General features: G+C 38.7%; 21 protein-coding genes and 1 other RNA gene. 15 read left to right on the top strand and 7 right to left on the bottom strand.

What is annotated here, in order from left to right; translation table 11 throughout:
• Positions 1–151: 151 nt before the first annotated feature.
• Together ssrA and smpB are read right to left on the bottom strand one after the other, a co-directional pair.
• Positions 152–502, bottom strand: a transfer-messenger RNA (tmRNA) gene (ssrA, locus tag HRT50_RS00315).
• Between the two features lie 149 nt (positions 503–651).
• Complete coding sequence (gene smpB / locus HRT50_RS00320) at positions 652–1,143, bottom strand: SsrA-binding protein SmpB (protein WP_291610157.1); 492 nt, start codon at positions 1,141–1,143, stop codon at positions 652–654.
• A gap of 185 nt (positions 1,144–1,328) precedes the next feature.
• On the opposite strand from smpB, the gene HRT50_RS00325 reads away from it, so the two are divergent.
• On the top strand, positions 1,329–1,775 hold the full coding sequence (locus tag HRT50_RS00325) for a type II toxin-antitoxin system RatA family toxin (protein WP_291610160.1): 447 nt from the start codon (positions 1,329–1,331) through the stop codon (positions 1,773–1,775).
• Positions 1,772–2,167, top strand: coding sequence for an RnfH family protein (locus tag HRT50_RS00330; RefSeq protein ID WP_291610161.1), 396 nt, complete (start codon positions 1,772–1,774; stop codon positions 2,165–2,167). The genes HRT50_RS00325 and HRT50_RS00330 overlap by 4 nt, the downstream gene beginning before the upstream one ends.
• 102 nt (positions 2,168–2,269) lie before the next feature.
• Here HRT50_RS00330 and HRT50_RS00335 read toward each other — a convergent pair whose 3' ends face one another.
• The 3 genes from HRT50_RS00335 to nadK form a co-directional block, all read right to left on the bottom strand.
• A complete protein-coding gene (locus HRT50_RS00335; RefSeq protein WP_291610163.1) occupies positions 2,270–2,749 on the bottom strand; it encodes an outer membrane protein assembly factor BamE in 480 nt (159 codons plus the stop codon).
• Positions 2,750–3,222: 473 nt separating this feature from the next.
• Positions 3,223–4,932 (bottom strand): DNA repair protein RecN, encoded by a 1,710-nt coding sequence (gene recN / locus HRT50_RS00340; protein ID WP_291610165.1) that lies wholly within the window; start codon positions 4,930–4,932, stop codon positions 3,223–3,225.
• A 141-nt stretch (positions 4,933–5,073) separates the two neighbouring features.
• The gene (nadK, locus tag HRT50_RS00345) at positions 5,074–5,955 is read right to left on the bottom strand and encodes an NAD(+) kinase (protein ID WP_291610167.1); all 882 of its coding nucleotides are present in this window, start codon (positions 5,953–5,955) and stop codon (positions 5,074–5,076) included.
• A 159-nt stretch (positions 5,956–6,114) separates the two neighbouring features.
• Between nadK and grpE the strand changes: the two genes are divergently transcribed.
• From grpE to dnaJ, 4 genes are all read left to right on the top strand, one after another.
• Positions 6,115–6,744: a nucleotide exchange factor GrpE gene (gene grpE, locus HRT50_RS00350; RefSeq protein ID WP_291610169.1), complete on the top strand. Its 630-nt coding sequence runs from the start codon at positions 6,115–6,117 to the stop codon at positions 6,742–6,744.
• 214 nt (positions 6,745–6,958) lie between these two features.
• Positions 6,959–7,450 carry a TlpA disulfide reductase family protein gene (locus HRT50_RS00355; RefSeq protein ID WP_291610171.1) on the top strand — a complete coding sequence of 164 codons (492 nt, stop codon included), beginning with the start codon at positions 6,959–6,961 and terminating at the stop codon, positions 7,448–7,450.
• A gap of 334 nt (positions 7,451–7,784) precedes the next feature.
• The gene (dnaK, locus tag HRT50_RS00360; protein WP_291610172.1) at positions 7,785–9,707 is read left to right on the top strand and encodes a molecular chaperone DnaK; all 1,923 of its coding nucleotides are present in this window, start codon (positions 7,785–7,787) and stop codon (positions 9,705–9,707) included.
• 324 nt (positions 9,708–10,031) lie between these two features.
• The gene (gene dnaJ / locus HRT50_RS00365; RefSeq protein WP_291610174.1) at positions 10,032–11,153 is read left to right on the top strand and encodes a molecular chaperone DnaJ; all 1,122 of its coding nucleotides are present in this window, start codon (positions 10,032–10,034) and stop codon (positions 11,151–11,153) included.
• Positions 11,154–11,267: 114 nt separating this feature from the next.
• On the opposite strand, the gene HRT50_RS00370 is transcribed toward dnaJ, so the two are convergent.
• On the bottom strand, positions 11,268–11,735 hold the full coding sequence (locus HRT50_RS00370; RefSeq protein WP_291610176.1) for an Lrp/AsnC family transcriptional regulator: 468 nt from the start codon (positions 11,733–11,735) through the stop codon (positions 11,268–11,270).
• A gap of 283 nt (positions 11,736–12,018) precedes the next feature.
• Here HRT50_RS00370 and HRT50_RS00375 point away from each other — a divergent pair, with 283 nt between their 5' ends.
• The 6 genes from HRT50_RS00375 to HRT50_RS00400 all read left to right on the top strand — a co-directional run bounded on the left by HRT50_RS00375 (position 12,019) and on the right by HRT50_RS00400 (position 17,946).
• Entirely contained in the window at positions 12,019–14,823 is a 2,805-nt protein-coding gene (locus HRT50_RS00375; protein ID WP_291610178.1) for a monovalent cation/H+ antiporter subunit A, read from the top strand.
• Positions 14,823–15,191, top strand: a complete 369-nt coding sequence (locus HRT50_RS00380; RefSeq protein ID WP_291610180.1) for a Na+/H+ antiporter subunit C — start codon at positions 14,823–14,825, stop codon at positions 15,189–15,191. The genes HRT50_RS00375 and HRT50_RS00380 overlap by 1 nt, the downstream gene beginning before the upstream one ends.
• Positions 15,188–16,720, top strand: coding sequence for a monovalent cation/H+ antiporter subunit D (locus HRT50_RS00385; RefSeq protein WP_291610182.1), 1,533 nt, complete (start codon positions 15,188–15,190; stop codon positions 16,718–16,720). The genes HRT50_RS00380 and HRT50_RS00385 overlap by 4 nt, the downstream gene beginning before the upstream one ends.
• Before the next feature lie 11 nt (positions 16,721–16,731).
• Positions 16,732–17,268 carry a Na+/H+ antiporter subunit E gene (locus HRT50_RS00390; protein ID WP_291610288.1) on the top strand — a complete coding sequence of 179 codons (537 nt, stop codon included), beginning with the start codon at positions 16,732–16,734 and terminating at the stop codon, positions 17,266–17,268.
• Positions 17,262–17,531: a K+/H+ antiporter subunit F gene (locus HRT50_RS00395; RefSeq protein ID WP_291610184.1), complete on the top strand. Its 270-nt coding sequence runs from the start codon at positions 17,262–17,264 to the stop codon at positions 17,529–17,531. Before HRT50_RS00390 ends, HRT50_RS00395 begins: the two co-directional genes overlap by 7 nt.
• Positions 17,532–17,613: 82 nt before the next feature.
• Positions 17,614–17,946 (top strand): Na+/H+ antiporter subunit G, encoded by a 333-nt coding sequence (locus HRT50_RS00400; RefSeq protein WP_291610186.1) that lies wholly within the window; start codon positions 17,614–17,616, stop codon positions 17,944–17,946.
• A 251-nt stretch (positions 17,947–18,197) separates the two neighbouring features.
• Here the strand turns inward: HRT50_RS00400 and HRT50_RS00405 are convergent, their stop codons facing one another.
• Complete coding sequence (locus HRT50_RS00405) at positions 18,198–20,693, bottom strand: S8 family serine peptidase (protein ID WP_291610188.1); 2,496 nt, start codon at positions 20,691–20,693, stop codon at positions 18,198–18,200.
• 796 nt (positions 20,694–21,489) lie between these two features.
• On the opposite strand from HRT50_RS00405, the gene HRT50_RS00410 reads away from it, so the two are divergent.
• The 3 genes from HRT50_RS00410 to HRT50_RS00420 are packed head-to-tail and all read left to right on the top strand — an operon-like array spanning position 21,490 to position 23,839.
• Positions 21,490–22,944: a curlin repeat-containing protein gene (locus HRT50_RS00410; RefSeq protein ID WP_291610190.1), complete on the top strand. Its 1,455-nt coding sequence runs from the start codon at positions 21,490–21,492 to the stop codon at positions 22,942–22,944.
• 32 nt (positions 22,945–22,976) lie between these two features.
• Positions 22,977–23,393: a CsgE family curli-type amyloid fiber assembly protein gene (locus tag HRT50_RS00415; protein ID WP_291610192.1), complete on the top strand. Its 417-nt coding sequence runs from the start codon at positions 22,977–22,979 to the stop codon at positions 23,391–23,393.
• A 29-nt stretch (positions 23,394–23,422) separates the two neighbouring features.
• Positions 23,423–23,839, top strand: coding sequence for a curli assembly protein CsgF (locus HRT50_RS00420; protein WP_291610194.1), 417 nt, complete (start codon positions 23,423–23,425; stop codon positions 23,837–23,839).
• Positions 23,840–23,842: the final 3 nt, after the last annotated feature.

Consider the following 23,842-nt stretch of genomic DNA (forward strand, 5'->3'; position numbering starts at 1 on the left):
AAGTGTTTTGGGGAGGACTACTCTAGTGTAGTAAGTATTATTTCTATTTTTTGAAAGGTACATATTGATTGTTGATCCATAGAGTTGATCTACAAAACAACAAAAAAAAAGCGTTTGACTTTAAATTTCTTTAAAATCAAACGCTTATATTTGGTGGAGCGGGGGGGAATCGAACCCCCGTCCAAAAAGCCTACATCCTCGGTACTACATGCTTAGTCGCTTATTTATTTAACCAATTAGACGCCAAGCGACAGGCTTCGTCATGGTGAGCTTAATACTATTTCGCGGTTCAGCCTTAAGCGTGCTTCCCTCGCTATCCTATTTGGGGTGACCATCGATCCTCTAACCAATAGGAGAGATTTCAAGGCGATGGCTAGCCTAAGCGGCTAGTGCGAACGTATCGTCGTTAGCAATTATAGTTTTTACGGCTTTTTACCAGGCAAACCGCCCCTGGGCATGCACCTTGGGTTTCATGAATCTTGTCGAATCCTAGATCCGCCCCAAAGTTTACTTTTGTACTTTTTTCTATTCTATTTTGCTAATACTATTTCTAATATTATCATAGACTCGATATGCCTATAATCTCATTATACAACGCTAAACATGAATAGACAACGTGGTAATTTTTAACCACTTATCTAAATAATCAATTTAACGGTCTAAATTTTTATTCTTCATTAAACGGCCTTTATCAACAGCCCATTCTCTGTCTTTTATGTCGGAGCGCTTGTCATGATCTTTTTTACCTTTACCCAGATAAAATTCGAGTTTTACCCAACAGGCTTTCCAGTACATCGCGGTTGCAATCAAAGAGTAACCGTCACGTTCAACAGCAGCAGTAATTTTCTCTAACTCTCTACGATTAAGTAATAATTTTCTATCACGATTTGGATCACATACCACATGACTAGAGGCGGCATTAAGTGGCGATATTTCAGATCCTAATAAATAGGCTTCACCGTTTTTTACATGGACGTAACAATCAGAGATGTTAACTTTACCACTTCTTATGCTCTTTACTTCCCAACCTTGCAAGCTCATACCACCCTCAAACTTATCAGTTAGGCTGTAGTTGTGCCTCGCTTTTTTATTTAAAGCGATAGTATTGCTATTGGATTTATTTTTAGATTTCTTTTTAGCCATTTTTTGTTCCATTTATCGTTGCTATAACAAGCAGCAAGCGCGGTGATTATACCGACATAAAGGCTTATTTACATGGCAAATTAGTGTTTTTTATAAAAATGACCAGATTAATGCGGTTTTAGCTGCATTTTGTTATGATAGTGCCATTATTTGCTGGCCAATAGGTGAAAAAAGGTGGAGAGAGAATGCCAACCATAAGTCGTAGTGCGTTAGTTATGCACAGTGTTGATCAAATGTATCGGTTGATAAATGATATTGTCGCTTATCCTACTTTTTTACCTGATTGTAATGACAGTAAAATTATTTCTCAAGATGAAGATACGGTTACCGCAGCTTTACTTGTATCTAAGGGCGGTTTAAGTAAATGGTTCACCACTAAAAATACTATGGTTTCTAATGAAAAAATAAAACTATCTTTAGTTGATGGACCCTTTAAAAGCCTCGAAGGCTATTGGTTACTAACACCCTTGTCAGACGAAGCTTGTAAAATAAGCTTAGAGTTAGAGTATGAGTTTTCAAATAAACTTGTTTCATTAGCCTTCGGTAAAGTCTTTGGTCACTTTAGTAACAGCTTAGTGCAAGTGTTTACTCAACGAGCAAAAGAGATATACGGAGTTAATGTCTCATTATGACTTTAGCTAGTTCCGCGTTAAATAGTGCTGATGATGCATTAATAGATGATAAAATCACCATAGAAATTGTCTATGGTGTTCCGCATAAACAGAAAATATTAACCTTATTACTTGCTGCTGGTATAACAGTAGAGCAAGCCGTTATTGAATCAGGAATAATCGATTTATTTCCTGAAATTGATTTAACGGTAAACAAGGTTGGCGTGTGGAATAGAGCAGTAAAGCTAACTGATACGGTAAATGATCTTGATAGAATTGAAGTGTATCGTCCGCTGATTGCAGACCCTAAAGATGTAAGGAAGCGTCGTGCAGAGAAAGCTAAATTAGAAGGGCGAGCGGATAAAACCACCGGTGGTCGGGTTAACCCACTACGGGTAGATGCAAAGAAATAGTGATTCAATAACCGCTATATTCAGACAATAAAAAACGGCATAAATGCCGTTTTTTGTTGCAAGATTTTAATCTCTGCTAAATTAGCTTAATTAAAAGTAATGCTAATTATTAAGCGTCTCTTTGTTTTCAGCAGGCTTACTTTCTATAGCCTTATCTTCCATCGGCTTAACCTCTACAGCATCAGCTTGCTCTGTGCTGAACTTGCTGGTATTGGCCGGCTCTGCTTGTTCTGCAGGCGCATTGAACGGGGTATTAAACTTTTCAGAAAGTTTAAAATCCCCGGAAGCTGAAATTAATTTGTCGTCGGAAAAGTTAATGGTGAACTGTTTTCTTTTATCGAATTTTTTACTTCGGCCAGATTTCAACTTGTAGATATAATTCCAAGTATCATCATTGAAAGCGTCTACAACAACCGGGCTACCGAGAATAAACTTAACTTGCTCCTTGGTCATACCCACTTGCAGTTTATCAATACTTTTTTGCTCAAGGTAATTTCCTTGTGGAACATCGTAGCGATACACCCAACTAGAGCAGGCAGATAACGTCAGGGCTGTGATAACAATGGCAACACGAAAATACATAAAATTTATTTACCTTAAAGTAGCGCTAAAAAATAGGCTAAAAGTGTGAGCAGGGATAATACCCAAGCCCAGCTTGGATGCAAAGCTATTTATACCAATCGGACTGATTTTTTGCTCACTTAGCGAGAATTAAAAGGCTTAGAGGCAAGGCATTGATTGAAGATAATGGTTATTCCCTTATCAAAATCAATAACGCTGCATGTAAGCCTTTACCTTTTATTAGGTACTCGCCCTTCGGGAGCTCATTAGCAAACTGATAACATCACAAAATGTATGAAATATAGAATAACTATGTTTAATCCATTTTGTTTGTTCTAAGCTCGCTAGTGCAGCTCTAAGTTGGTCAATTAATTAATCCGTTTGGTATTATTACATCAGTTAAAAAAACGCTATTTACACTACGCTATTGAAAGTAAAAATATTACTGTTATTAGCGGCTTCATTTTATTGAAGCCAATCGCAGATAAATGCAGTTAGCTAGCTAATAGCTCTTGTGCATTTGCTAAGCTGTGCTGTGATATTTTATCACCAGCTAACAAGCGAGCAATTTCTTTGACACGGTTTGACTCACTTAGTTCACTTACATGGGTTTCTGTTAATTCACCATCGGTTGTTTTACTGACAAAAAGTTGTTGATGACCCTTACAAGCCACTTGTGGTAAATGAGTGACACAAATAACTTGGGTGTTTTTCGACAACTGTTGTAGTTTTTTACCGACCATGGCAGCTGTTGGACCGCTAATACCAACATCCACTTCATCAAAGATTAATGTTGGGGTAATAACTTTATCAGCCAGAATTACCTGCATGGCTAAGCTGATACGTGATAATTCTCCACCTGAAGCAACCTTGTGCATAGCCTCAAGTGCTTGACCTGGGTTAATACTCACTTGGAAACTAATATTATCAGCACCATTGGTACTGATAGGTTCTTTGCCTTTATTACAGTCATTCGGGGTGTGATTGTCTTGTAGCTTATTACTCTCAACAGCAATATAAAACTGACCATGGGGCATATTTAGCTCTTGCATGCTTTTACTTATCCGCTTGCTCAGGCTTTGCGCTGACTTTATTCTTGAAGCTGATAGGGCAGCTGCACTTTCATAATAATGCTGTTTAGTCAGTTCTAACTCTTCAATAATGGTATTAATTCGTGTTTCATCACCCGATATTGAAGCAAGTTGCTGCTTTAATTCACTATGAAAGTTAACTAGTTTTTCTGGAGACAGTTGATGTTTCTTCGCTAATTGTAAAGCGGTGGAATAACGTTCTTCAATAATGGCGTAACTTTGTGGGTCTAACTCTAATTGCTGGTAATAGTGTTTTAAGTCGTTATTTGCTTCATCTAATTGAATGAGTGTGTCAGCAAGTATAGTGGCGACATCGTTTAATTGATTATCAACCCGCGCGATGGAACTGATATTTTCGCTACATTCTCGAAGTGAGTCCAAAATATTGAAGTTATCATTTTCAGAGAGAATCTGTAGTGAACTTAGCGTTGAATCGAGCAAATCTTGGGCGTTACTGTGCCTTTTATAATCTTTTTCTAGCGTGGTAAACTCATCTGGCTGAAGAGAAAACTCATCAAGTTCAGTGACTTGATATTGAATGAGTTGCTGTTCAGCTTCGCGTTGTTGCTTACTTTGCTGTAACATTTCTAGTTCTTTATTGAGTTTATGCCATTGTTGCGCGTAATGTTTTACCTCGCTAAGTAACCTTGGATGATTAGCGAAGTTATCGAGTAAACGGCACTGTTGATTGGCTTTAACAATAAGTTGATGATCATGCTGGCCATGGATATTAATTAATAGTTGGCCTATTTCTTTTAATTGCACCAAGGGCACTTGGCTGCCATTGATATAAGATTTTGAACGGCCTTCGGCTGATATCACGCGGCGCAGTATACATTCGCTGTCATGCTCGGCAAGAAGCTCATGCTTTTTTAACCAAGCTTTCGCCATTTTATTTTTTTTTGTTTCAAAGGTTGCTGCTAAATCGGCTTTTTTGCAGTTTGGCCTAACAATATTGGTTGTTGCTCGGTCACCTAAACATAAACCTAAGGCGTCAATGGCAATAGATTTACCCGCGCCAGTTTCACCGGTAATTGTCGTCATGCCCGCTTGCCAATCAATATCTAATGAACGGACAATGGCGAAATTTTGAATGTTAAGTTGCAGTAGCATAGTTAACCTTTAGCATGAATACAAAACCAGTACCTGTTAATTTATACAGTAACTGAGTTTTATTCAAGCTTATTTGAAACTATTGGCTTATTTTTTGATAGGTGTCTAACCGTTATTTATCTGTAGAGTAGATAAAACGGGCTAATAGAGTTTATTACCCCAACTTAATTTATTTCTTAATACGTTAAAGTAATTGTGATCAAGGGGATGAATTAAGCGAATACTGCATTCGCTCTTTTTAATAATAACTTCATCGCCAGGCATTACCGATAAAATCACATGACCATCACAACTTACTTGTAAATTTTCATGGTTATCATTGGCGAGTATCAATTTAATCTCACTATTACCATCGACAACAATAGGACGACTGGTTAGCGTATGCGGAAACATTGGTACCAGTGATAGTGCATTAAGGTTAGGAGTTAAAATAGGTCCGCCAGCAGACATTGAATAAGCCGTTGAGCCAGTTGGAGTGGACACTATTAAGCCGTCAGAGCGCTGGCTAAACATAAAGCTACCATCAATATAAACCTCAAACTCGATCATACTGGCAACTTTACCGGCATGCAGTACCGCTTCATTAACGGCACTGTTTGAGCTTTTCAGTTTGCCATGGCGATACACTTCAGCTTCAATAATAAAACGTTGTTCACTGCGAGACTCACCCGCGAGTATTTGTGCTAGCGGTTCGATAATTTCAGCAGGTGAAAGATCGGTTAGAAAACCTAAGTTACCGCGGTTCACGCCAATAACTCCGATATCAAAACAAGCAAGCACCCGAGCAGCGCCGAGCATGTAGCCATCACCACCAACAACAATGGCTAAATCTGCTTGCTCACCAATGTCGGTTAATTTACCGATGGTCATATTTTTTATATCGAGTGATTGTGCTACAGACTGTTCAACAATCACGTGATATTTATTAGCTAATAAATAGTCATGTAAGGTTTTTATTGTGGCACTGGCACCATCGTGATTTGGTTTGCCAATAAGGCCTATAGTTTTATATAATTGAGCCATAACGATTATTTACTTAGTTTGCTAGGTATAGGGGCAGTTTCGCTGGATTTTATCCGCTTGTAAAGTTCACTTTTTTATAAAATGTATTAAATCACGCTTGAATCCTTTTTCACAGCCCCCATAATGTTTGCATTAGTTACACAAATTGAGGTTTATTCCATGACAACAGAGTCAAAAAACAACGAAGAAGAGTTAAATGCTGAGCAATTAGCCGATGACATTGTAAAGCAAGTTGAAGGACAAGTAGAAGAGCAGGCTGAGCCTGTTGCTGAAGTGATTAGTGCTGAGCAAGAAAAAATTAACGAGTTAGAGTTAGCGTTAGCTGCAGCAAAATCTACTGTTGCCGATCAAAAAGACTCGGTTATTCGTGCTAAGGCAGAAGTTGATAATATTCGCCGTCGCGCAGCGCAAGATGTAGAAAAAGCACGTAAATTTGCTTTAGAAAAATTTGCCGGTGAAATGTTAACAAGCGTTGATAACTTAGAACGTGCTTTACAAAGTATCGATAAAGAAGATGAAAGTAACAAAGGTATTATCGAAGGTGTTGAATTAACCCTGCAAGGTTTAATTTCCTCATTAGAAAAATTTGGAGTAAATGCGGTTGATCCAAAAGACCAACCTTTTAACCCTGAACTTCATCAAGCCATGTCTATGCAAGAAGTTCCAGATGTAGCGCCAAATACAGTTATTGCGGTAATGCAAAAAGGTTATGAGCTTAATGGTCGTTTAATTCGTCCAGCTATGGTGATGGTATCTAAAGCGGCACCGATTGTTGACGCTACGGCTTAACACCCTCTTTTAACAAGAGTATTAACAGATAGCGTTAACTTATTATTTTAAACGAGTTAACGTTGTTTAAATAAAAAAGCAAAGGTCTATGCCTTTGCTTTTTTTATATGTACTTTTTACCTACACACTTTTATGTATGAATCACGCTGAAAGATATTGGCGAAAAGCAGGTCTTTTACCATACCATACCATTCTTTTATTCGTGATTTTTATAATGAATCAACTGCTAAGAACCGTATCTTATATTTTTATTAGCTATTTAATTGTCATCAGTTTTAGTCTGCAAGCCTATGAAACAGCAAAACCTTGGCAGCTAAAAACCCAAGACGGGCAGCTAATTAGTTTAGCCCAATATAAAAACAAGCCAGTTATTCTCCATTTTTGGGCTACTTGGTGTCCTTATTGTAAAAAAATTCAACCCACCTTGGTCGAGTTACAAAAAAAATATCAAGAACAAGGCGTAGAGTTAATATCCATTAGCTTTAAAGAAGATGAAGGAACATTGCCCCAAGATGAAATTAACAGTAGAGGTTATTCTTTTATCACGGCGGTAATGGGAGAGGAGGTTGCTGAACTTTATGATGTTCGAGGTACTCCGACAACATTCTTCATTAATAGAAAACATGAAATCATTTTTAAAACGTCTAGCTCCAATAAAGCCGACCCTCGCCTTGAATTAGCATTAAAAGAAATAATTAAAATTTAAATTATGAACTGTGACCCTCATCATTAAAATTTATATATCTGGATAAATTAGCCTTAAGTCAATAACTCGAACTAAAGCTAAAGACAAGTAAGGTAAAAAATTACTCTGATGACGTTAATGTTATTTGTCGTTGTACGCTTCCCTGCGAGCAGGGTAAACCTCAAGGCTTGTTATTTTACGAAATTTTTTTTCACTATATTTCAACATAAAAGAAAGTTTTTTAAAGTTATCTATTGAAAAGCATTTCGCCGACCCCACTTACTATTCAACAAACAATTTAATTAATATTACTTTATCTTTTCCAGATAAAGACTAATGAATAGGAGCTCCCAAGATGGGCAAAATAATCGGTATTGACCTAGGAACAACTAACTCATGTGTTGCTGTATTAGACGGCGACAGTGTACGTGTTATTGAAAATGCAGAAGGCGATCGTACAACTCCTTCTATCATTGGTTATACGGCTGAAGGCGAAATATTAGTAGGTCAACCTGCTAAACGTCAATCAGTAACTAACCCTGAAAACACTTTATATGCTATCAAGCGTTTGATTGGTCGTCGTTTTGAAGACGAAGAAACCCAACGTGATATTAAAATTATGCCATTTGGCATTGTTAAAGCCGACAACGGTGATGCTTGGGTTGAAGTAAAGGGCGAAAAAATTGCGCCACCACAAGTATCTGCTGAAGTGTTAAAGAAAATGAAAAAAACAGCGGAAGACTTCCTTGGTGAAACAGTAACTGAAGCGGTTATTACCGTTCCTGCTTACTTTAACGATTCACAACGTCAAGCAACTAAAGATGCTGGTCGTATTGCTGGTCTTGATGTTAAACGTATTATCAACGAGCCAACTGCTGCTGCTCTTGCTTACGGCATGGACAAGCAAGAAGGCGATAAAGTTATTGCGGTATACGATTTAGGTGGTGGTACTTTCGATATTTCAATCATTGAAATTGATGAAATGGACGGCGAACATACTTTTGAAGTATTAGCGACTAATGGTGATACTCACTTAGGTGGTGAAGATTTCGATAACCGTTTAATCAACTATCTTGTAGCTGAATTCAAAAAAGACCAAGGCATGGACTTAACGTCTGATCCTCTTGCAATGCAACGTCTTAAAGAAGCGGCAGAGAAAGCGAAATGTGAACTTTCTTCAGCACAACAAACGGATGTTAACTTACCTTACATCACGGCTGATGGTTCAGGTCCTAAGCACATGAACATTAAAGTAACACGTGCTAAGTTAGAGTCTCTTGTTGAAGACATGGTTAAAGCAACTTTAGTACCGCTTAAACAGGCGCTTAAAGATGCTGATTTATCAGTAAGTGACATCGATGATGTTATCTTAGTTGGTGGTCAATCACGTATGCCTATGGTACAAAAAGCGGTAACTGACTTCTTTGGTAAAGAACCTCGTAAAGATGTTAACCCAGATGAAGCAGTAGCTTCTGGTGCTGCGATTCAAGCCGGTGTTCTTTCTGGCGAAGTAACTGATGTATTGTTGCTTGATGTTACACCTTTGTCTTTAGGTATTGAGACTGCTGGTGGTGTGATGACAAATGTTATTGATAAAAATACTACTATTCCAACCAAGCAATCACAAACTTTCTCTACTGCTGATGATAATCAATCTGCTGTTACTGTACATGTTTGTCAAGGTGAGCGTAAGCAAGCCTCAGCTAACAAATCTTTAGGTCAATTTAACCTTGAAGGTATTCCTGCTGCTCCTCGTGGACAGCCGCAAATCGAAGTAACTTTCGATATCGATGCTGATGGTATCTTGCATGTTACTGCTAAAGACAAAAATACGGGTAAAGAGCAAAAAATCACTATCAAAGCTTCTTCTGGTTTATCTGATGAAGAAGTAGAGCAAATGGTACGTGACGCTGAAGCAAATGCTGATGCCGATGCTAAGTTTGAAGAGTTAGTTACTGCACGTAACCAAGCTGATGGCATGATTCATAGCACTCGCAAGCAAATCGAAGAAGCGGGCGAAGAGTTACCAGCAGAAGACAAAGAGAAAATTGAAACAGCATTAACTGAGCTTGAAGAAGCAGTTAAATCTGATGATAAAGAAGCGATTGATACAAAAACTCAAGCGTTAATGGAAGCATCAGCTAAGTTAATGGAAATTGCTCAAGCTAAGCAACAAGCACAAGCTGCTCCAGAAGGTGCTGATCAAGCAACTGATGCTGGCGCACCTGCAGACGACGTAGTAGATGCTGAGTTTGAAGAAGTTAAAGACGACAAGTAATTAATTTTTTATTCGCTTAGCTGTCGTTATATCGCTTAATTTCTGCGGCGAAGGTACTCACGTATAGTCATACGCTCTGTGCCTTCTTCTTGAACTAAAGCGATATAACTTAATCTTAGCGAGTAAAAGAGTTAAGCTATGTCATCTGTACTTGTATAGAAAAATAAAGCGTCGATATTTCTCGGCGCTTTTTGTGTGTAAAGCATTAGTAAAATAATTTTTATTTGGTGCTGATTTTCTTGATTTTTTATCGTGACAATAGAATAAATCACGGAGAAATGAAGAAAATTAGCCTCAATCAACTTGAAGTAAAGAAACAGATTTATGTCAAAACGTGATTATTATGAAACTCTAGGGGTTAGCCAAAGCGCCACTGAGAAAGAAGTCAAAAAAGCCTATAAAAAGTTAGCAATGAAGTATCACCCAGATCGTACCCAAGGTGATAAGGCTAAAGAAGAGACGTTTAAAGAAGTTAAAGAGGCCTATGAAATCCTCAATAACGATCAAAAACGTGCTGCTTATGATCAATATGGTCATGCTGCTTTTGAACAAGGTGGTCACGGTGGTGGCGGCGGTGGTGGTTTTGGCCAAGACTTCGGTGATATCTTCGGCGATATTTTTGGCGGCGGTGGTCGTGGACGTCAACGCCAGCAACGTGGCTCAGATTTACGTTATAACGTAGATTTAACACTTGAAGCTGCGGTTAAGGGTAAAAGCTTAGAAATTAAAGTACCTACCTATGTTAGTTGTGATCCATGTGACGGCTCTGGTGCTAAAAGAGGCACTTCGGCTAAGACTTGTAGCACTTGTCACGGCCACGGCCAAGTACAAATGCGTCAAGGCTTGTTCGCTGTACAGCAAACGTGTCCTACTTGTAGTGGCAAAGGTAAAGTTATTGCCGAGAAGTGTACTTCATGTCGCGGTCAAGGCCGTGTTGAGAAAACTAAAACTTTATCAGTTAAAATTCCACCAGGTGTTGATACCGGTGATAGAATTCGTTTATCTGGTGAAGGCGAGGCGGGTGAGCATGGCGCCCCTGCAGGCGACTTGTATGTACAAGTGAATGTACGTGACCACGAGATATTTGTTCGTGATGAAAATCACTTATATTGTGAAGTGCCAATTAGCTTTGTAACAGCTGCTTTAGGTGGTGACATTGAAGTGCCAACACTTGGCGGTAAGGTTAAGCTGAAGGTTCCGAAAGAAACACAAACAGGTAAAATGTTCCGCTTACGTGGTAAAGGTGTTAAGTCAGTACGTAGTTCTACTACCGGTGATTTAATGTGTAAAGTGGTTCTTGAAACGCCTGTTAACTTATCAGGTGATCAAGCTGACTTATTACGTCAATTAGAAGAGAAAATGGCGAATAGCAGTAAAAAACACAGTCCAAAAGAAACTGGTTTTTTTGATGGTGTTAAAAGGTTCTTTGATGACCTGAAAAGCTAAATCATTATGTTAATACTTTAAGTATTAGCTCTGTGATAATAAAAAATCCCGCGTTATTAAACAATAACAGCGGGATTTTTTATGCTTTATTTTTATGGTATAAAATTAAAGCTGTTACTCGTCAAAATTTGGCAGTACGCCACTGCGGCTATGATCAAACACCAGTGATGTTTCTACTGTAGTGACTTCTTCGCGTGAGGTGATGTTTTTGAAAACAAACTGGCGTAAATGCTCACTATCTTTAACCGACATGTGAATGTAGTAATCATAACTACCACCCATGTGGTATAAATTTAATATTTCGGGATACATCAATAAATCATCACGTAAGCTATTAACTATTTCTTCTGAATAAGGCTGCAAACGTATAGCTGCAATGGCTTCGATATTACCGCCAATGGTTTTTAAGTTAACATCGATAAACGCACCCTTAATAACACCGCTTTGCTTTAGGCGCTTTACTCGCTCTAAACACGTAGAGGGGGCAATACCTATTTGGGCTGCAAGTTCTTTATTCGTAATATCTGCATCATCATATAGTATGGTTAATACTTGTAAATCGATGCCATCAAGCTTTTTCATTAGTCACCCGTGAATTTATTACCGCTTCTTTCGCTAAATATTACACTTAATGCAGGTAGAGAGACTAGTGAAATATAGGGTTTATTTGAATTTTTGACGTGAAAAGTTAAATTATCCGAATTATTTTTAGACTTTAGTCAGTATTCCTGTGTTGTAGCGTGATAAAAGCGTTACAAATATACATAGCGATAATGTTTGCCAGTACTATCCTTTGTGACATATTATGGCGTTATATCTTTCGATATGATTACTTCTAGCTAGAAAAATAAAAAAGGTTAACTCTATGACTTTGCTTTGGATACCCTTGTTATCCTTACTTGGCAGTATTATTTCTTCAATGACGGGTAAATTAACACGTAATCAATCTACTGGTTTGACGTTGTTAATGCCAATCACCGCATTATTAATGACGATTAGCTTAGCGCCTGCTGTTTTCTCTGGCGAAGTTATTCGATCAACATTTTCCTGGATCCCTTTACTAGGTATAGATATCGCTTTTCGTTTAGATGGCTTAGCGCTGCTGTTTGTATTTATGATATTAGTCATTGGCATATTAGTTATTTTTTATGCCCGTTATTACCTCAGTAGTAATGACTCTATGCCTAAGCTTTATGCCTATCTGATGTTATTTATGACGGCGATGCTGGGTATTGTTATGTCAAATAATGTCATCCAGCTGTGGTTCTTTTGGGAACTTACCAGTATTAGCTCATTTTTGTTAATTAGTTATTGGTGGCATAAAGCAGAAGCGCGTAATGGCGCAATAATGGCTTTAACTATAACCGGTGGTGGTGGATTAGCATTATTAGCTGGTTTGCTGTTGTTGGGGAATATCGTTGGTAGTTATAATTTAGATATTATTTTAGCCAGCAGAGATATTATTCAAGCACATGACTGGTATGAAGTAACCTTAATATTAATACTACTTGGCGCTTTCACTAAGTCAGCACAATTTCCTTTTCATTTTTGGTTACCACATGCGATGGCTGCACCAACACCGGTCAGTGCTTACCTGCATTCGGCCACTATGGTCAAGGCAGGGGTTTTCTTATTAGCGCGTTTTTATCCGGCTTTAGCGGGTACTGATATATGGTTTATTATTGTCAGTTTAACCGGGCTAGCGACATTATTGTTTGGCGCATATGTAGCGTTATTTAAACATGACTTAAAAGGTTTATTAGCCTACTCGACCATTAGTCATTTAGGTTTGATCACCTTACTCTTTGGTTTGGATACCAAGCTTGCGGCAGTAGCGGCGATATTCCATATAATCAATCACGCAACTTTTAAAGCCTCGTTATTTATGGCAACCGGTATTATTGACCATGAAACCGGTACCCGTGATATGCGAAAAATCAATGGTATGTGGAAATTTATGCCTTATACCGCTACGTTGGCAATGGTTGCGGCAGCGGCGATGGCTGGTGTGCCACTGTTAAATGGTTTCTTATCGAAAGAAATGTTTTTTGCTGAAACTTTACATCAACAGTTGCTTGGCTCCATGTCTTGGCTTATTCCAGTTCTTGCTACTATTGCAGGGGCTTTTGCGGTGGCTTATTCAGCACGCTTTATTCATGATGTTTTCTTTAATGGCGACCCTATTGATTTACCCAAACAACCCAGTGAGGCACCAAGATACATGCGGTTGCCAATCGAAATACTGGTTGTTTTATGTTTAGTGGTGGGCATAGTGCCAAACTTTGTTATCGACGACATTTTAAAGTCAGCTTCCTTTGCTGTACTCGGTGGCTATGTACCTGAGTTTGAAGTTTCTTTATGGCATGGTTTTAATTTACCACTATTGATGAGCGCGATAGCAGTAAGCGGTGGTTTGTTGATGTATACCCAGCGACATTATTTGTTTCAATTTCATGCTTCATTGCCGTCTTTGAACGGTAAAAAACTGTTCGATAATAGTATTAGTGCGCTGACTAAATGGTGCCAAGTTAAGATACACACTATAGAAAATGGCTCTTTACAACGCTATTTAGTGTTGATGTTTGTCGTGGTGTTATTTTTTGCTGGCTGGCCATTATTTGAAATGAATCAGTTAAGCGGGCAAAAACCCCTGACTCCGGTTGATGTTCATAATGCGATGGGGGCAGCATTATTAATGATAGGTGCAATTAGTACCGTGATTTGGTATCGCACACGAGTGATATCATTACTGATGCTCTCAGTCGTGGGTTTAATGGTGTCTATCGCGTTTACTCGCTTCTCAGCACCCGATTTAGCCTTAACCCAATTAACCGTTGAAGTAGTCACCGTTATTTTACTTATGCTGGCATTGTTTTTCTTACCACAGAACTCGCCAAAAGAATCTAGCTCTATGCGTGTGTTGCGTGACCTAGGCATATCTGCCGGTTTAGGCATTGTAATTGCGAGTATTTGTTATGCATTAATTACCCGTCCACTTGAGTCAATCTCAGACTTTTTCTTAGCAAATGCTAAAACAGGTGGCGGTGGTACTAACGTTGTTAATGTTATTTTGGTGGACTTCCGTGGCTTTGATACCCTAGGTGAAATTTGTGTATTAGGTATTGCCGCGCTGGGTATTTACAAGCTTTTAATTAACTTACCGTTATATATTCCTGCTACTGATAGTGAAGGGCGGCCTTGGGCGAAAGAACGCTACCCGGTGTTATTGGCTAGTATTTCTCAATCCTTACTACCGTTAGCATTACTGGTATCGTTTTATATTTTCTTACGTGGCCATAATATGCCCGGTGGTGGATTTATCGCTGGCTTAGTGACCGCAGTAGCCTTTATTTTGCAGTACATAGCGCATGGCTCAAACTGGATTGCTGAGCGCTTAACCATAAATTATCGCAAAATTATTGCCTCAGGCATTGCTATTGCGCTATTGACTGGTGTTGGCAGTTGGTTCTTTGGCAGACCTTTCATGACTACTTGGTTTGAATACTTTGATATTCCTTTTATTGGCGAAATTGAACTTGCCAGTGCCTTGGTATTTGATATTGGTGTTTATATTACGGTTGTCGGCTCTACCTTAATGATTTTGGCAAGTCTCGGTAAATTAACTGCAAATGAGCCGGCTAATGCTCCTAGTAAAGAGGTAAATATTTAATGGAATTACTTTACGCATCCAGCGTTGGCGTTTTAGTGTCTTGTGGCGTATTTTTAATTTTACGCTCTAGAACTTTCCCTGTTGTCTTAGGGTTAACTATGTTTTCTTACGCGGTTAATTTATTTCTTTTCTCTTCTGGACGACTTAGCCTTAACCAAGCTGCGGTACTTGGCACCAGTACAGAATATGCTGATCCACTGCCGCAAGCTCTAGTGTTGACCGCTATTGTTATCGGTTTTGCCATGACAGCCTTTGTGGTTATTTTAGCAATCAGAGGGCGAACAGATTTAGGCAACGACCATGTAGATGGTCAGGTGCCCGACACAAAAAACCACAACAACGACAATAATAACAAGGTTAAAGTATGACCCAGCATTTAGCCTTTTTACCTGTCTTATTGCCTATGTTGGCAGGTGTTATTTTATTAACGTCACTTTTTGGTAAGAATATAACCAGCAGAAGAGTTACGTCTGTAGTACTAAGCACAATCACCTTTTTAGTTTCATTGGCTTTATTACTAAAAGTTCAAGCCGATGGCACTCAAGTTTATGCAATCGGTGAATGGAGCGCACCTTTTGGTATTGTGCTGGTAGCTGATCCGTTATCTACCTTGTTAGTAAGTTTAACTGCCTTACTCGGTCTAGTATGTGTTTTATATGCCAGTGCGGGAGATGATGAAAAAGGCAGCTTCTTTCATCCTTTAGTGCACTTTTTAATTTTAGGTGTAAATGGTGCATTTTTAACCGGTGATATATTTAATTTATTTGTATTTTTTGAAGTGTTACTTATTGCCTCGTATGCATTATTAATGCATGGCGGAGACAAAAGAAATACCCGCGCAGCCTTACACTATGTGATTTTGAACCTGGTCGGCTCGGCAATATTTTTGATTGCTCTGGGTGTGCTATACGGTGTCTTAGGTACACTTAATATGGCTGATATGGCGCAGAAAGTGGCACTTCTACAAGGTGATGATGTCTATCTAGCTAAGATAGGTGGACTGTTGTTACTGGTGGTGTTTGCTTTAAAGGGCGCTTTGTTACCGCTACATTTATGGTTACCCAATACTTACGCTACCGCTATGCCTGTTGTCGCGGCATTATTTGCCATTATGACAAAAGTCGGCGTTTACTCAATGATGCGTGTTTATACGCTAATTTTTGGCGATGAAGCCGGTGAGTTGAGTCATATGGCGCAAACTTGGATGTGGTGGTTCGCAATGGCAACTATTGCAATGGGCGGAGTGGGTGTCTTAGCGAGTAAAGATTTAAGGAAATTAACCGCCAATTTGGTGATTGTATCGGTAGGTACTTTAGTGGCGCTGGTTGCCGTACAAACCGTTGAAGCCAGTTCTGCCGCTATCTATTACTTAGCTCATTCAACGTTAGTTACTGCAGCACTATTCCTGTTAGCTGATTTAATTGGCCGTCAACGTGGTGAAGTTGCTGACCGTATTACTGCCGGTCCTCCTGTGGCTCAGCCAAGGTTGTTAGGTGTTTGCTTCTTGGTTGCTGCTATTGCAGTAATAGGTATGCCACCATTGTCTGGCTTTATTGGTAAAGTATGGCTGCTGAAAGCAACCTTAGATGCTGAATATACTTTTGTTTTTTGGCCGCTTTATTTATTGGTAAGTTTAGCAATATTGCTTAGTGTGGCTAAAGCTGGCAGTACTGTTTTTTGGCATCATCAAGACTCACTCATAGAAAGTAATGCAACTGAGAGTGCTGAGCAAAGCCGCGTTCACCCTGCACAGCTAGCGGCATTGATTATTCTTATTGCTGGTGCGCCATTGATGACTATTTTTGCTGGACCATTAAGTGAGTATGCAATTGGCGCAGCTAGCCAATTACATGACTTTAACAACAATATTAACGTTATCCTTTCAGGAGGTCATTAATGCGGTCACAAATGCGCTTAGAAGCAAAATTTAGATGGCTACCGACTCCTTTAAGGAGCCTGTTATTATTTATTGTCTGGTTATTATTGAATAACAGTGTCTCACCAGGGCATATTGTCTTAGCTGTTATTTTAGCCATAGTTATTCCATTGGCGACTAGCCCATTTAGGACTAAGCAGCCATTAATTCTAAAACCCGGTTTGGCGTTTCGTCATTTAATGCTGGTTCTATATGACATCATTACGGCCAATGTTCAGGTTGCTATTTTGATATTAGGTCCTAATAAAAAATTGACCCCTGGGTTTGTTAAGGTACCGCTAGATTTAACACATGATATGCCTATTACTATTTTGGCGAGTACAGTGTCATTAACACCGGGCACGGTCAGTGCTGAAGTGTACCCTTGGCGAGAGTGTTTAACCGAAGGTAAAGAACCAGAAGAACGTTTTTTACTGATACACGTGTTAAACCTTGAAGATGAACAGGCCTTAATAAAAACAATTAAGCAACGTTATGAAGCGCCTCTTAAGGAGATATTCCAATGCTAGAAACTGTGATTTTAATTGTCTTTGCCATGATAGGTTTATCGTTATTATTAAATGTATGGCGTTTATTAATCGGCCCTTCTGTCCCCGATAGGATACTTGCACTCGATACTATGTATATCAATACCATTGCCTTGATCATCTTGTACGGCATGAGTATGGGCACGGCATTATATTTTGAAGCCGCGCTGTTAATAGCAATGCTAGGATTTGTCAGTACAGTAGCAGTATGTAAGTACCTGCTACGCGGCGATATTATCGAATAGATAGTCGAATAGATAGCCGAATAAAAAACGAATAAAAAGACGAATGAAAATTCGAATAGAAAATAGAATAGGAACTTAGCTCATGATTGAATGGATTATTTCAATATTATTATTAATTGGTGGTTCTTTTGTACTGGTTGGCTCTATTGGTTTAGTGAAAATGCCTGATTTTTTTATGCGCCTTCATGGTCCAACTAAAGCGACAACCTTAGGCATGGCATTATTGTTAACTGCTTCAATGATCTTTTTTAGCTCTACACAAGCAGGATTTAGTGCTAAAGAAATACTTATCTCGCTATTTCTCTTACTAACGGCACCGATCAGTGGCTATATGATGATTAAAGCGGCCATTCATCATAAACTCGATAGTATAGATCGCACTAAAGGCATAGATAACATCGAAGATGATGTTTAATGTTTTGTAGCTTGTTGACTTATGGTAATCAAACTAGCGAATGTCAGCTAATACTAAGTAATGTAAGCTAAAGTTAGGTAAGGCTAAGTATGAATAAGTACTTCTTAGTTTTGCCAAGTTAGCAGTCAATTTATTTTTGAAGATAAAAAATCCCTAACAGTTTTAATTGTTAGGGATTTTTATTAGCGGCTACTGTTAGCCAGAGCATAGCTTGATAACAGTTATATTATTAAGCAGCTCTTAAGTAAAAGTTAAAAGTTAACGGTTACTTCATTTGAACATGCAGATGTTGCATCACAGATTTGGTAAATAAACTGGTTGCCATCTATGCGACGTTCACGGTCACGATAAATACCCGCATTTTCAACGGTATCAATTTTTATACCATTACGGAAGATATCTACCATATCAGCTGTAGTACCTTGCCAAGTAATATCAACACGTAAGCGACCTAAACGAGATTTATATGCACGTTTAACCGCAGCTTCAATATTGGCTGATGATACACTTACCGACATAGTTTCGCTGCTGTTTAAGCCTTCACTATCAGTCACGGTAAGAGTAACGTCATAGTTACCCGTTGCTGCGAAAGTATGCACAGGATTTTGTTCAGTCGATACTGTACCGTCACCGAAGTTCCAGTCCCAGCTAACCATATCGTCATTTCTATCAGAGCTATTATCAGTAAAGGTAGCGGTTAGTTGTTCAGCTTCATAAGTAAAGCTAACCTCTGGTGCGCTCGGTAGTGCTTCACCAAGACCAGTAATGGTAAGTGCCCAATTATTTAGTGTTCCGGTGTCAGCTGCCGCATTATCGCTAACAGTTAATACCCAGTCGCCAGTTGCTACTTCGCCATTGAATGCAGCTGAACTAAAGGTACTATCGATGTTATCGTTGCTGCCACCTGAGCCACTGTGTAATGCTGCAGTACTACCTGCAGGAGAAGTTAACATAACCGTTAAATCACCAATCCAAGTGTGAGTGATATTTACATAAATATCAGAGGCAAATACGGTAATATCATCGGAAACATTAATGCTTGACGTTATACCTGTAGCATCGTTGTCTGGAATATTAACAAGGGTGTCATTAGTGTAAGTAAACTCATTCAAACCTTGTGGGTTAACCATTAAGCGAACGGTAGATTCTTTGACCAAATCACCACTGGTTGCTGTTACCGTAAAGCTATATTCGCCCCATTGTGTTTCAGCTGTGGTTGGCACTGTTAATTCAAATGTAGCTCCAGGCGTTGCGGTATCGGTTGATAGTGTTGCGCCACCTAATGAATCCGCTAAAGTTAGATTAACTTCGCCAGTCCAATCGGCAATTGAACCAACATCGAAACTGTAAATCGCTGTTTCGCCGGCTGTAATAACACTTGAACCAGGTGTTGGTGATAGTGTGAAGCCAGGGGTTGGATCGGCATTTTCAAGTGCACTTCTAACGTTTAAGCGTTTACCTGATACAGTTTTTCCGGCAAGTGCGGCGTTATCATCACCTGAGCTCATCAATAACGCTTTCATTTCAACTGCGCTTAGTTCAGGGTTCACTGACCATGCTAGCGCTGCGGCACCAGTTACGTGTGGCGTAGCCATTGAAGTACCTGAAAAGGAAGCATAGCCACCACCTGGTACTGTTGATAGAATGTCTGAGCCAGGCGCACCTAAATCAACTGTGGTTAAACCCCACTGTGAGAAACCAGACATGTCATCAGTATGCGTTGTACTGGCGACGGATAGTACTGAGTCATGTGGATAGCCAGAAGGATAGCTTGCTTGTGCATCATTGTCAGAAGCACTGTTACCTGCAGCTGCAACAAATAGAATATTCGCTTGTTCAGATGAAGTAATTGCGTCAGAAAGTGCTTGGCTAAAACCACCGCCACCCCAGCTATTGTTGGTTGCACGTACGTTTACACCATTATTTTTTAAATCAACAAAATAATCAATACAGGTTAAAGCATCTGAAAGGCTACCTGAGCCAGATGAATCAAGGAATTTACAGCCAATAATTGAAACATTGTGGTTAACACCAACAACACCTAAACCATTATTGCCTGTTGCACCGATAGTACCTGAAACGTGACTGCCGTGTCCTTGATCATCCATAGGATCACCAATACCGGTAATAGCATTGATACCATGAATATCATCGATATAGCCATTACCGTCGTTATCAATACCATCACCTGCGATTTCTGCAGGGTTAGTCCAGATATTTGCCATTAAATCGGGGTGGCTATGATCAACACCAGTATCAATAACACCAACAATCACATCATGACTACCTGTTGAGATATCCCATGCTTCAGGCGCATCGATATCAGCATCTGCTACACCACCTGTTTGACCTGTATTATTCATACCCCAAAGATCAGCGAAGCTAGTATCGTCAGGCGTTACGCTGGCAGTAACAATATAGTCAGGCTCTGCATATAACACCGCTGGATTTTTACGCAGCTTTTCAAGGGCATTTTTTACTGAAACACCATTAAGGCTGAATTTCGCTATGCGGCCTTTTTTTAAGTTGCGATATTTATCATCTATTTCATCATTGTTTAAGTCCGAAATTCTTGCTTGGACAATGCTACGAGCATTGCGTCGGTCAAGTTTAGATGCAGTGTCTTTATAGACAACAATAATAGAGTCTGACTTATAACTAGGGCTTTGTGCTGAGCTGAGCTCTATTGATGCATTCGCCAATACAGGTATTAACGCTAATGTTAGCGCTGATAATTTTGCTTTCATTTTTTGCTCCATGTTTTAATTAATATCATGTTTAAAGTATTTTTAACCTAGGGGGTAATTACTAGGCAGTATGCTTTTATTTTAACTTTTCTACTTACTATGGATTTGTGCAACGTCATTACTTTAATCATAAAAATAGGCTTGTTTCTATAGAAAGCGGATAAACACGACTTTTTCATGACTTTAAGTGGCGTTTCTAATGGTTTTTACTACTTTTTTACTACTTTTTATTTAGTAGTTATTAGAGTGACTTTACTAGTCCTTTTGTATTGGTTTTTGATTTTCAATCTACAATTCTCTTTAGGGATTTTGTATGTTTATCGTTTATCTATCTGTTTTAATAGCTTTAAATTGGAATACTAAAATAGGGTGATATTTATTGTTAACAGAATGTTGTAGAGTTTTTAACGCAACGAACTAAAGCTAACTTAGCTTATGTTTGGATTGTTTAGGTTTGTGGGGAGAATCTAGATGAAGTGCTTATTTATAATTGTTTAGTGATTGTGAAAAGCCGAAATAACACCAATTAAGTTAGGTGTTATATCCATCGATAAGGTCAGTTGGCTACAGTGATATAGATAAAGGTATTTACCATAAAACCTTTGCATAACACGACAAAATTATCTTAATAATACTACTTGTTTTTTTAACCATACCATTGGTTATTGTTGTTAAAACTACTATGGAAAGATGAAAACGACACTAGCAGTTAAAACCATAAACTGCTTATCTATTAAAAATAATCTTTGTGAGTTAATTGTTTGCTTACATAAAACAAAAAGAATAGGGATATATTGTGAATTTTAATAAATCAATAATCACTTGTGCTGTTGTTATGGCACTCGGTCTAAGTCAAACGGCTTTTGCGGCTGAAGCAGCGAAAGAAGAAAAATCAGTAGCTGCTATTCAATCAGATCTGATGGTTAATGCCTTAGGTAATGTGATTATCTTGTCACAAACTTCTAGCGAAGGTTCAAATGTTGGTAATGAAACGACTATTTTTCAAGAAGGTGATGTAAACGGCACGGACTTTACTGTAATAGGTGAAGGTAATGTCGCTGAAATCATTCAAATAGGCACTGACAACCTAGTCGTTGGTACTTTTAATGGCAATAATAATGAGCTCTACATTGCACAAGATGGTGAAATTAACGAAACTGAAAATAACGTCACAGGTGATGAAAACAGCGTTGAAGTGACTCAGCTAGGTGTGGGTTACTTAGGTTTTGGTAATCGTGCGATCAACGAAATAGTTGGTGATGGTAATGAAGTTGTTATTGACCAAGGTGAAGGCGGTCATTGGGCTATTAACTCAGAAATAACGGGTTCTAATAATACTATTGATATTGTGCAAGATGGTGAATGGAATGAGAGCTACTTAACGAGTATTGTCGGTGATGACAATGCCATTGAAGTGACTCAAGATGGCTATTGGAGTGTTACAACTATCTCTTCGATTGAAGGTGATGCCAATGAGTTATCGATTGAACAAGAAGGCGATCGAAATAAGATTACTATTGCTTCAATTGAGGGCGATGAAAAAGAAATTTCTATCGACCAAGAAGGTAATGACAACATCGTTGAATCTTCGATATATACAGGGATGTCTAACTCTGTAGATGTCATGCAAAACGGTGATGGCAACAGTGCCAGCTTTGATGCCATTGGTGATGATAACGACTTTAATTTCATCCAAGTAGGCGACAGCAATATTAGTTACATTGCTACTATTGGTATGAATAATGAGTACAGCTCTGTGCAAGTAGGTGACTTAAACGAAAGCCATGTGATGAACTTTAATGGTGATGATAACGACATTGACGTGATGCAATCAGGTAGTGAAAATGTTGTTGTTGTGCAAGCTTCAGCTGAGAATAATGAGTTACTTACCAGCGAAAATGATATCGATATATCTCAAACAGGTTTTGCTAATGACGCTGTAGTTATGTTGAGTACGATTATTGATAGTAATGCAAATACCATTGATATTGATCAAACAGGTGAGCTGAACTCATTAGATATTTTAGTTGAAGGTAGCAACCATCAAATTGGTATCGAGCAAATAGGAGATGAAAACTTAATCACTGGCGAGGGTGGTGACACCATGCTCATCGGTGGCAACAATATTACCTTTAATATCAGCCAAATAGGTAATGGCAACATTGTTGAAGGCTCCTTTATCAGTGATTCAGGTGTAGTTTCTATTACCCAACTAGGTGATTGGAATACTGCTGTTATTGTTCAGCAATAATTGCAATTAATAGGTATTTGAATAAGGGGCTTATGGCCCCTTTTTTCTATCATAATATGACTAAATATATATCTTCCTTGTTGGTAGCTATTACCCTGTTATTTACTTCTTTTTGCCATGCGACTAGCGAAGTCGAAATTGGTGGTTTGCTACTTGATAATACGAAGAGCCGTTTAGGTCATGATTTTTATCATGAGTTCAGTCAGTTATGGCGAGATATTCCTAATACGCAAGGTATCAATGTGCAAATAATTGAGCAACTTGTACCAAGGGCAGGTACTAGACTTAGCCTTAGGCTGAATGGTCGAACCATTTATGTTACCCATTTTGGCCGCCGGCAAACACCTGTTAAAGAAAAAGTAGAACAAGCGATATTTATATTGATTGATGCCATGAAAAGGTCTCAATATCAACAGGATAGTCTTGATATGGCTGGAGATGGTTGGTAGTCATTAATAGAATCAGAAAGGTAGTAATAATGAAGAAGTTAATTTTGGCGTTAGTGATTAGCATTAGCGTAAGTGGTTATACATCGGGTTCTGAATTGGTTTACAAACCCATTAACCCAAGTTTTGGTGGCAGCCCATTAAACGGCAATTTTTTGTTAGGTAAAGCGCAAGGCCAAAATAAACATAAGGCACCGCAAAGTACGAAAAGCTTTGAGGAAAAAGTAGCCAATGCCATTGAACGTGCAACTATCAGCGATATTGTCCGAAAATATAAAGATACAGTATTAGGTGAAAGTGCGGTCATTAATAATGCTGAAGATAGTACTTTTATTAGTGGCGATTATCAAATTGATATTTTATCGTCTAATAGTGACACTATCACTATAGAAATCACTGATTTATTGACAGATAAAGTGACCATAATTGAAATACCGAAGTTTGGGTAACTC

Source organism: Colwellia sp. (assembly GCF_013215345.1).
Taxonomy (GTDB): domain Bacteria; phylum Pseudomonadota; class Gammaproteobacteria; order Enterobacterales; family Alteromonadaceae; genus Colwellia.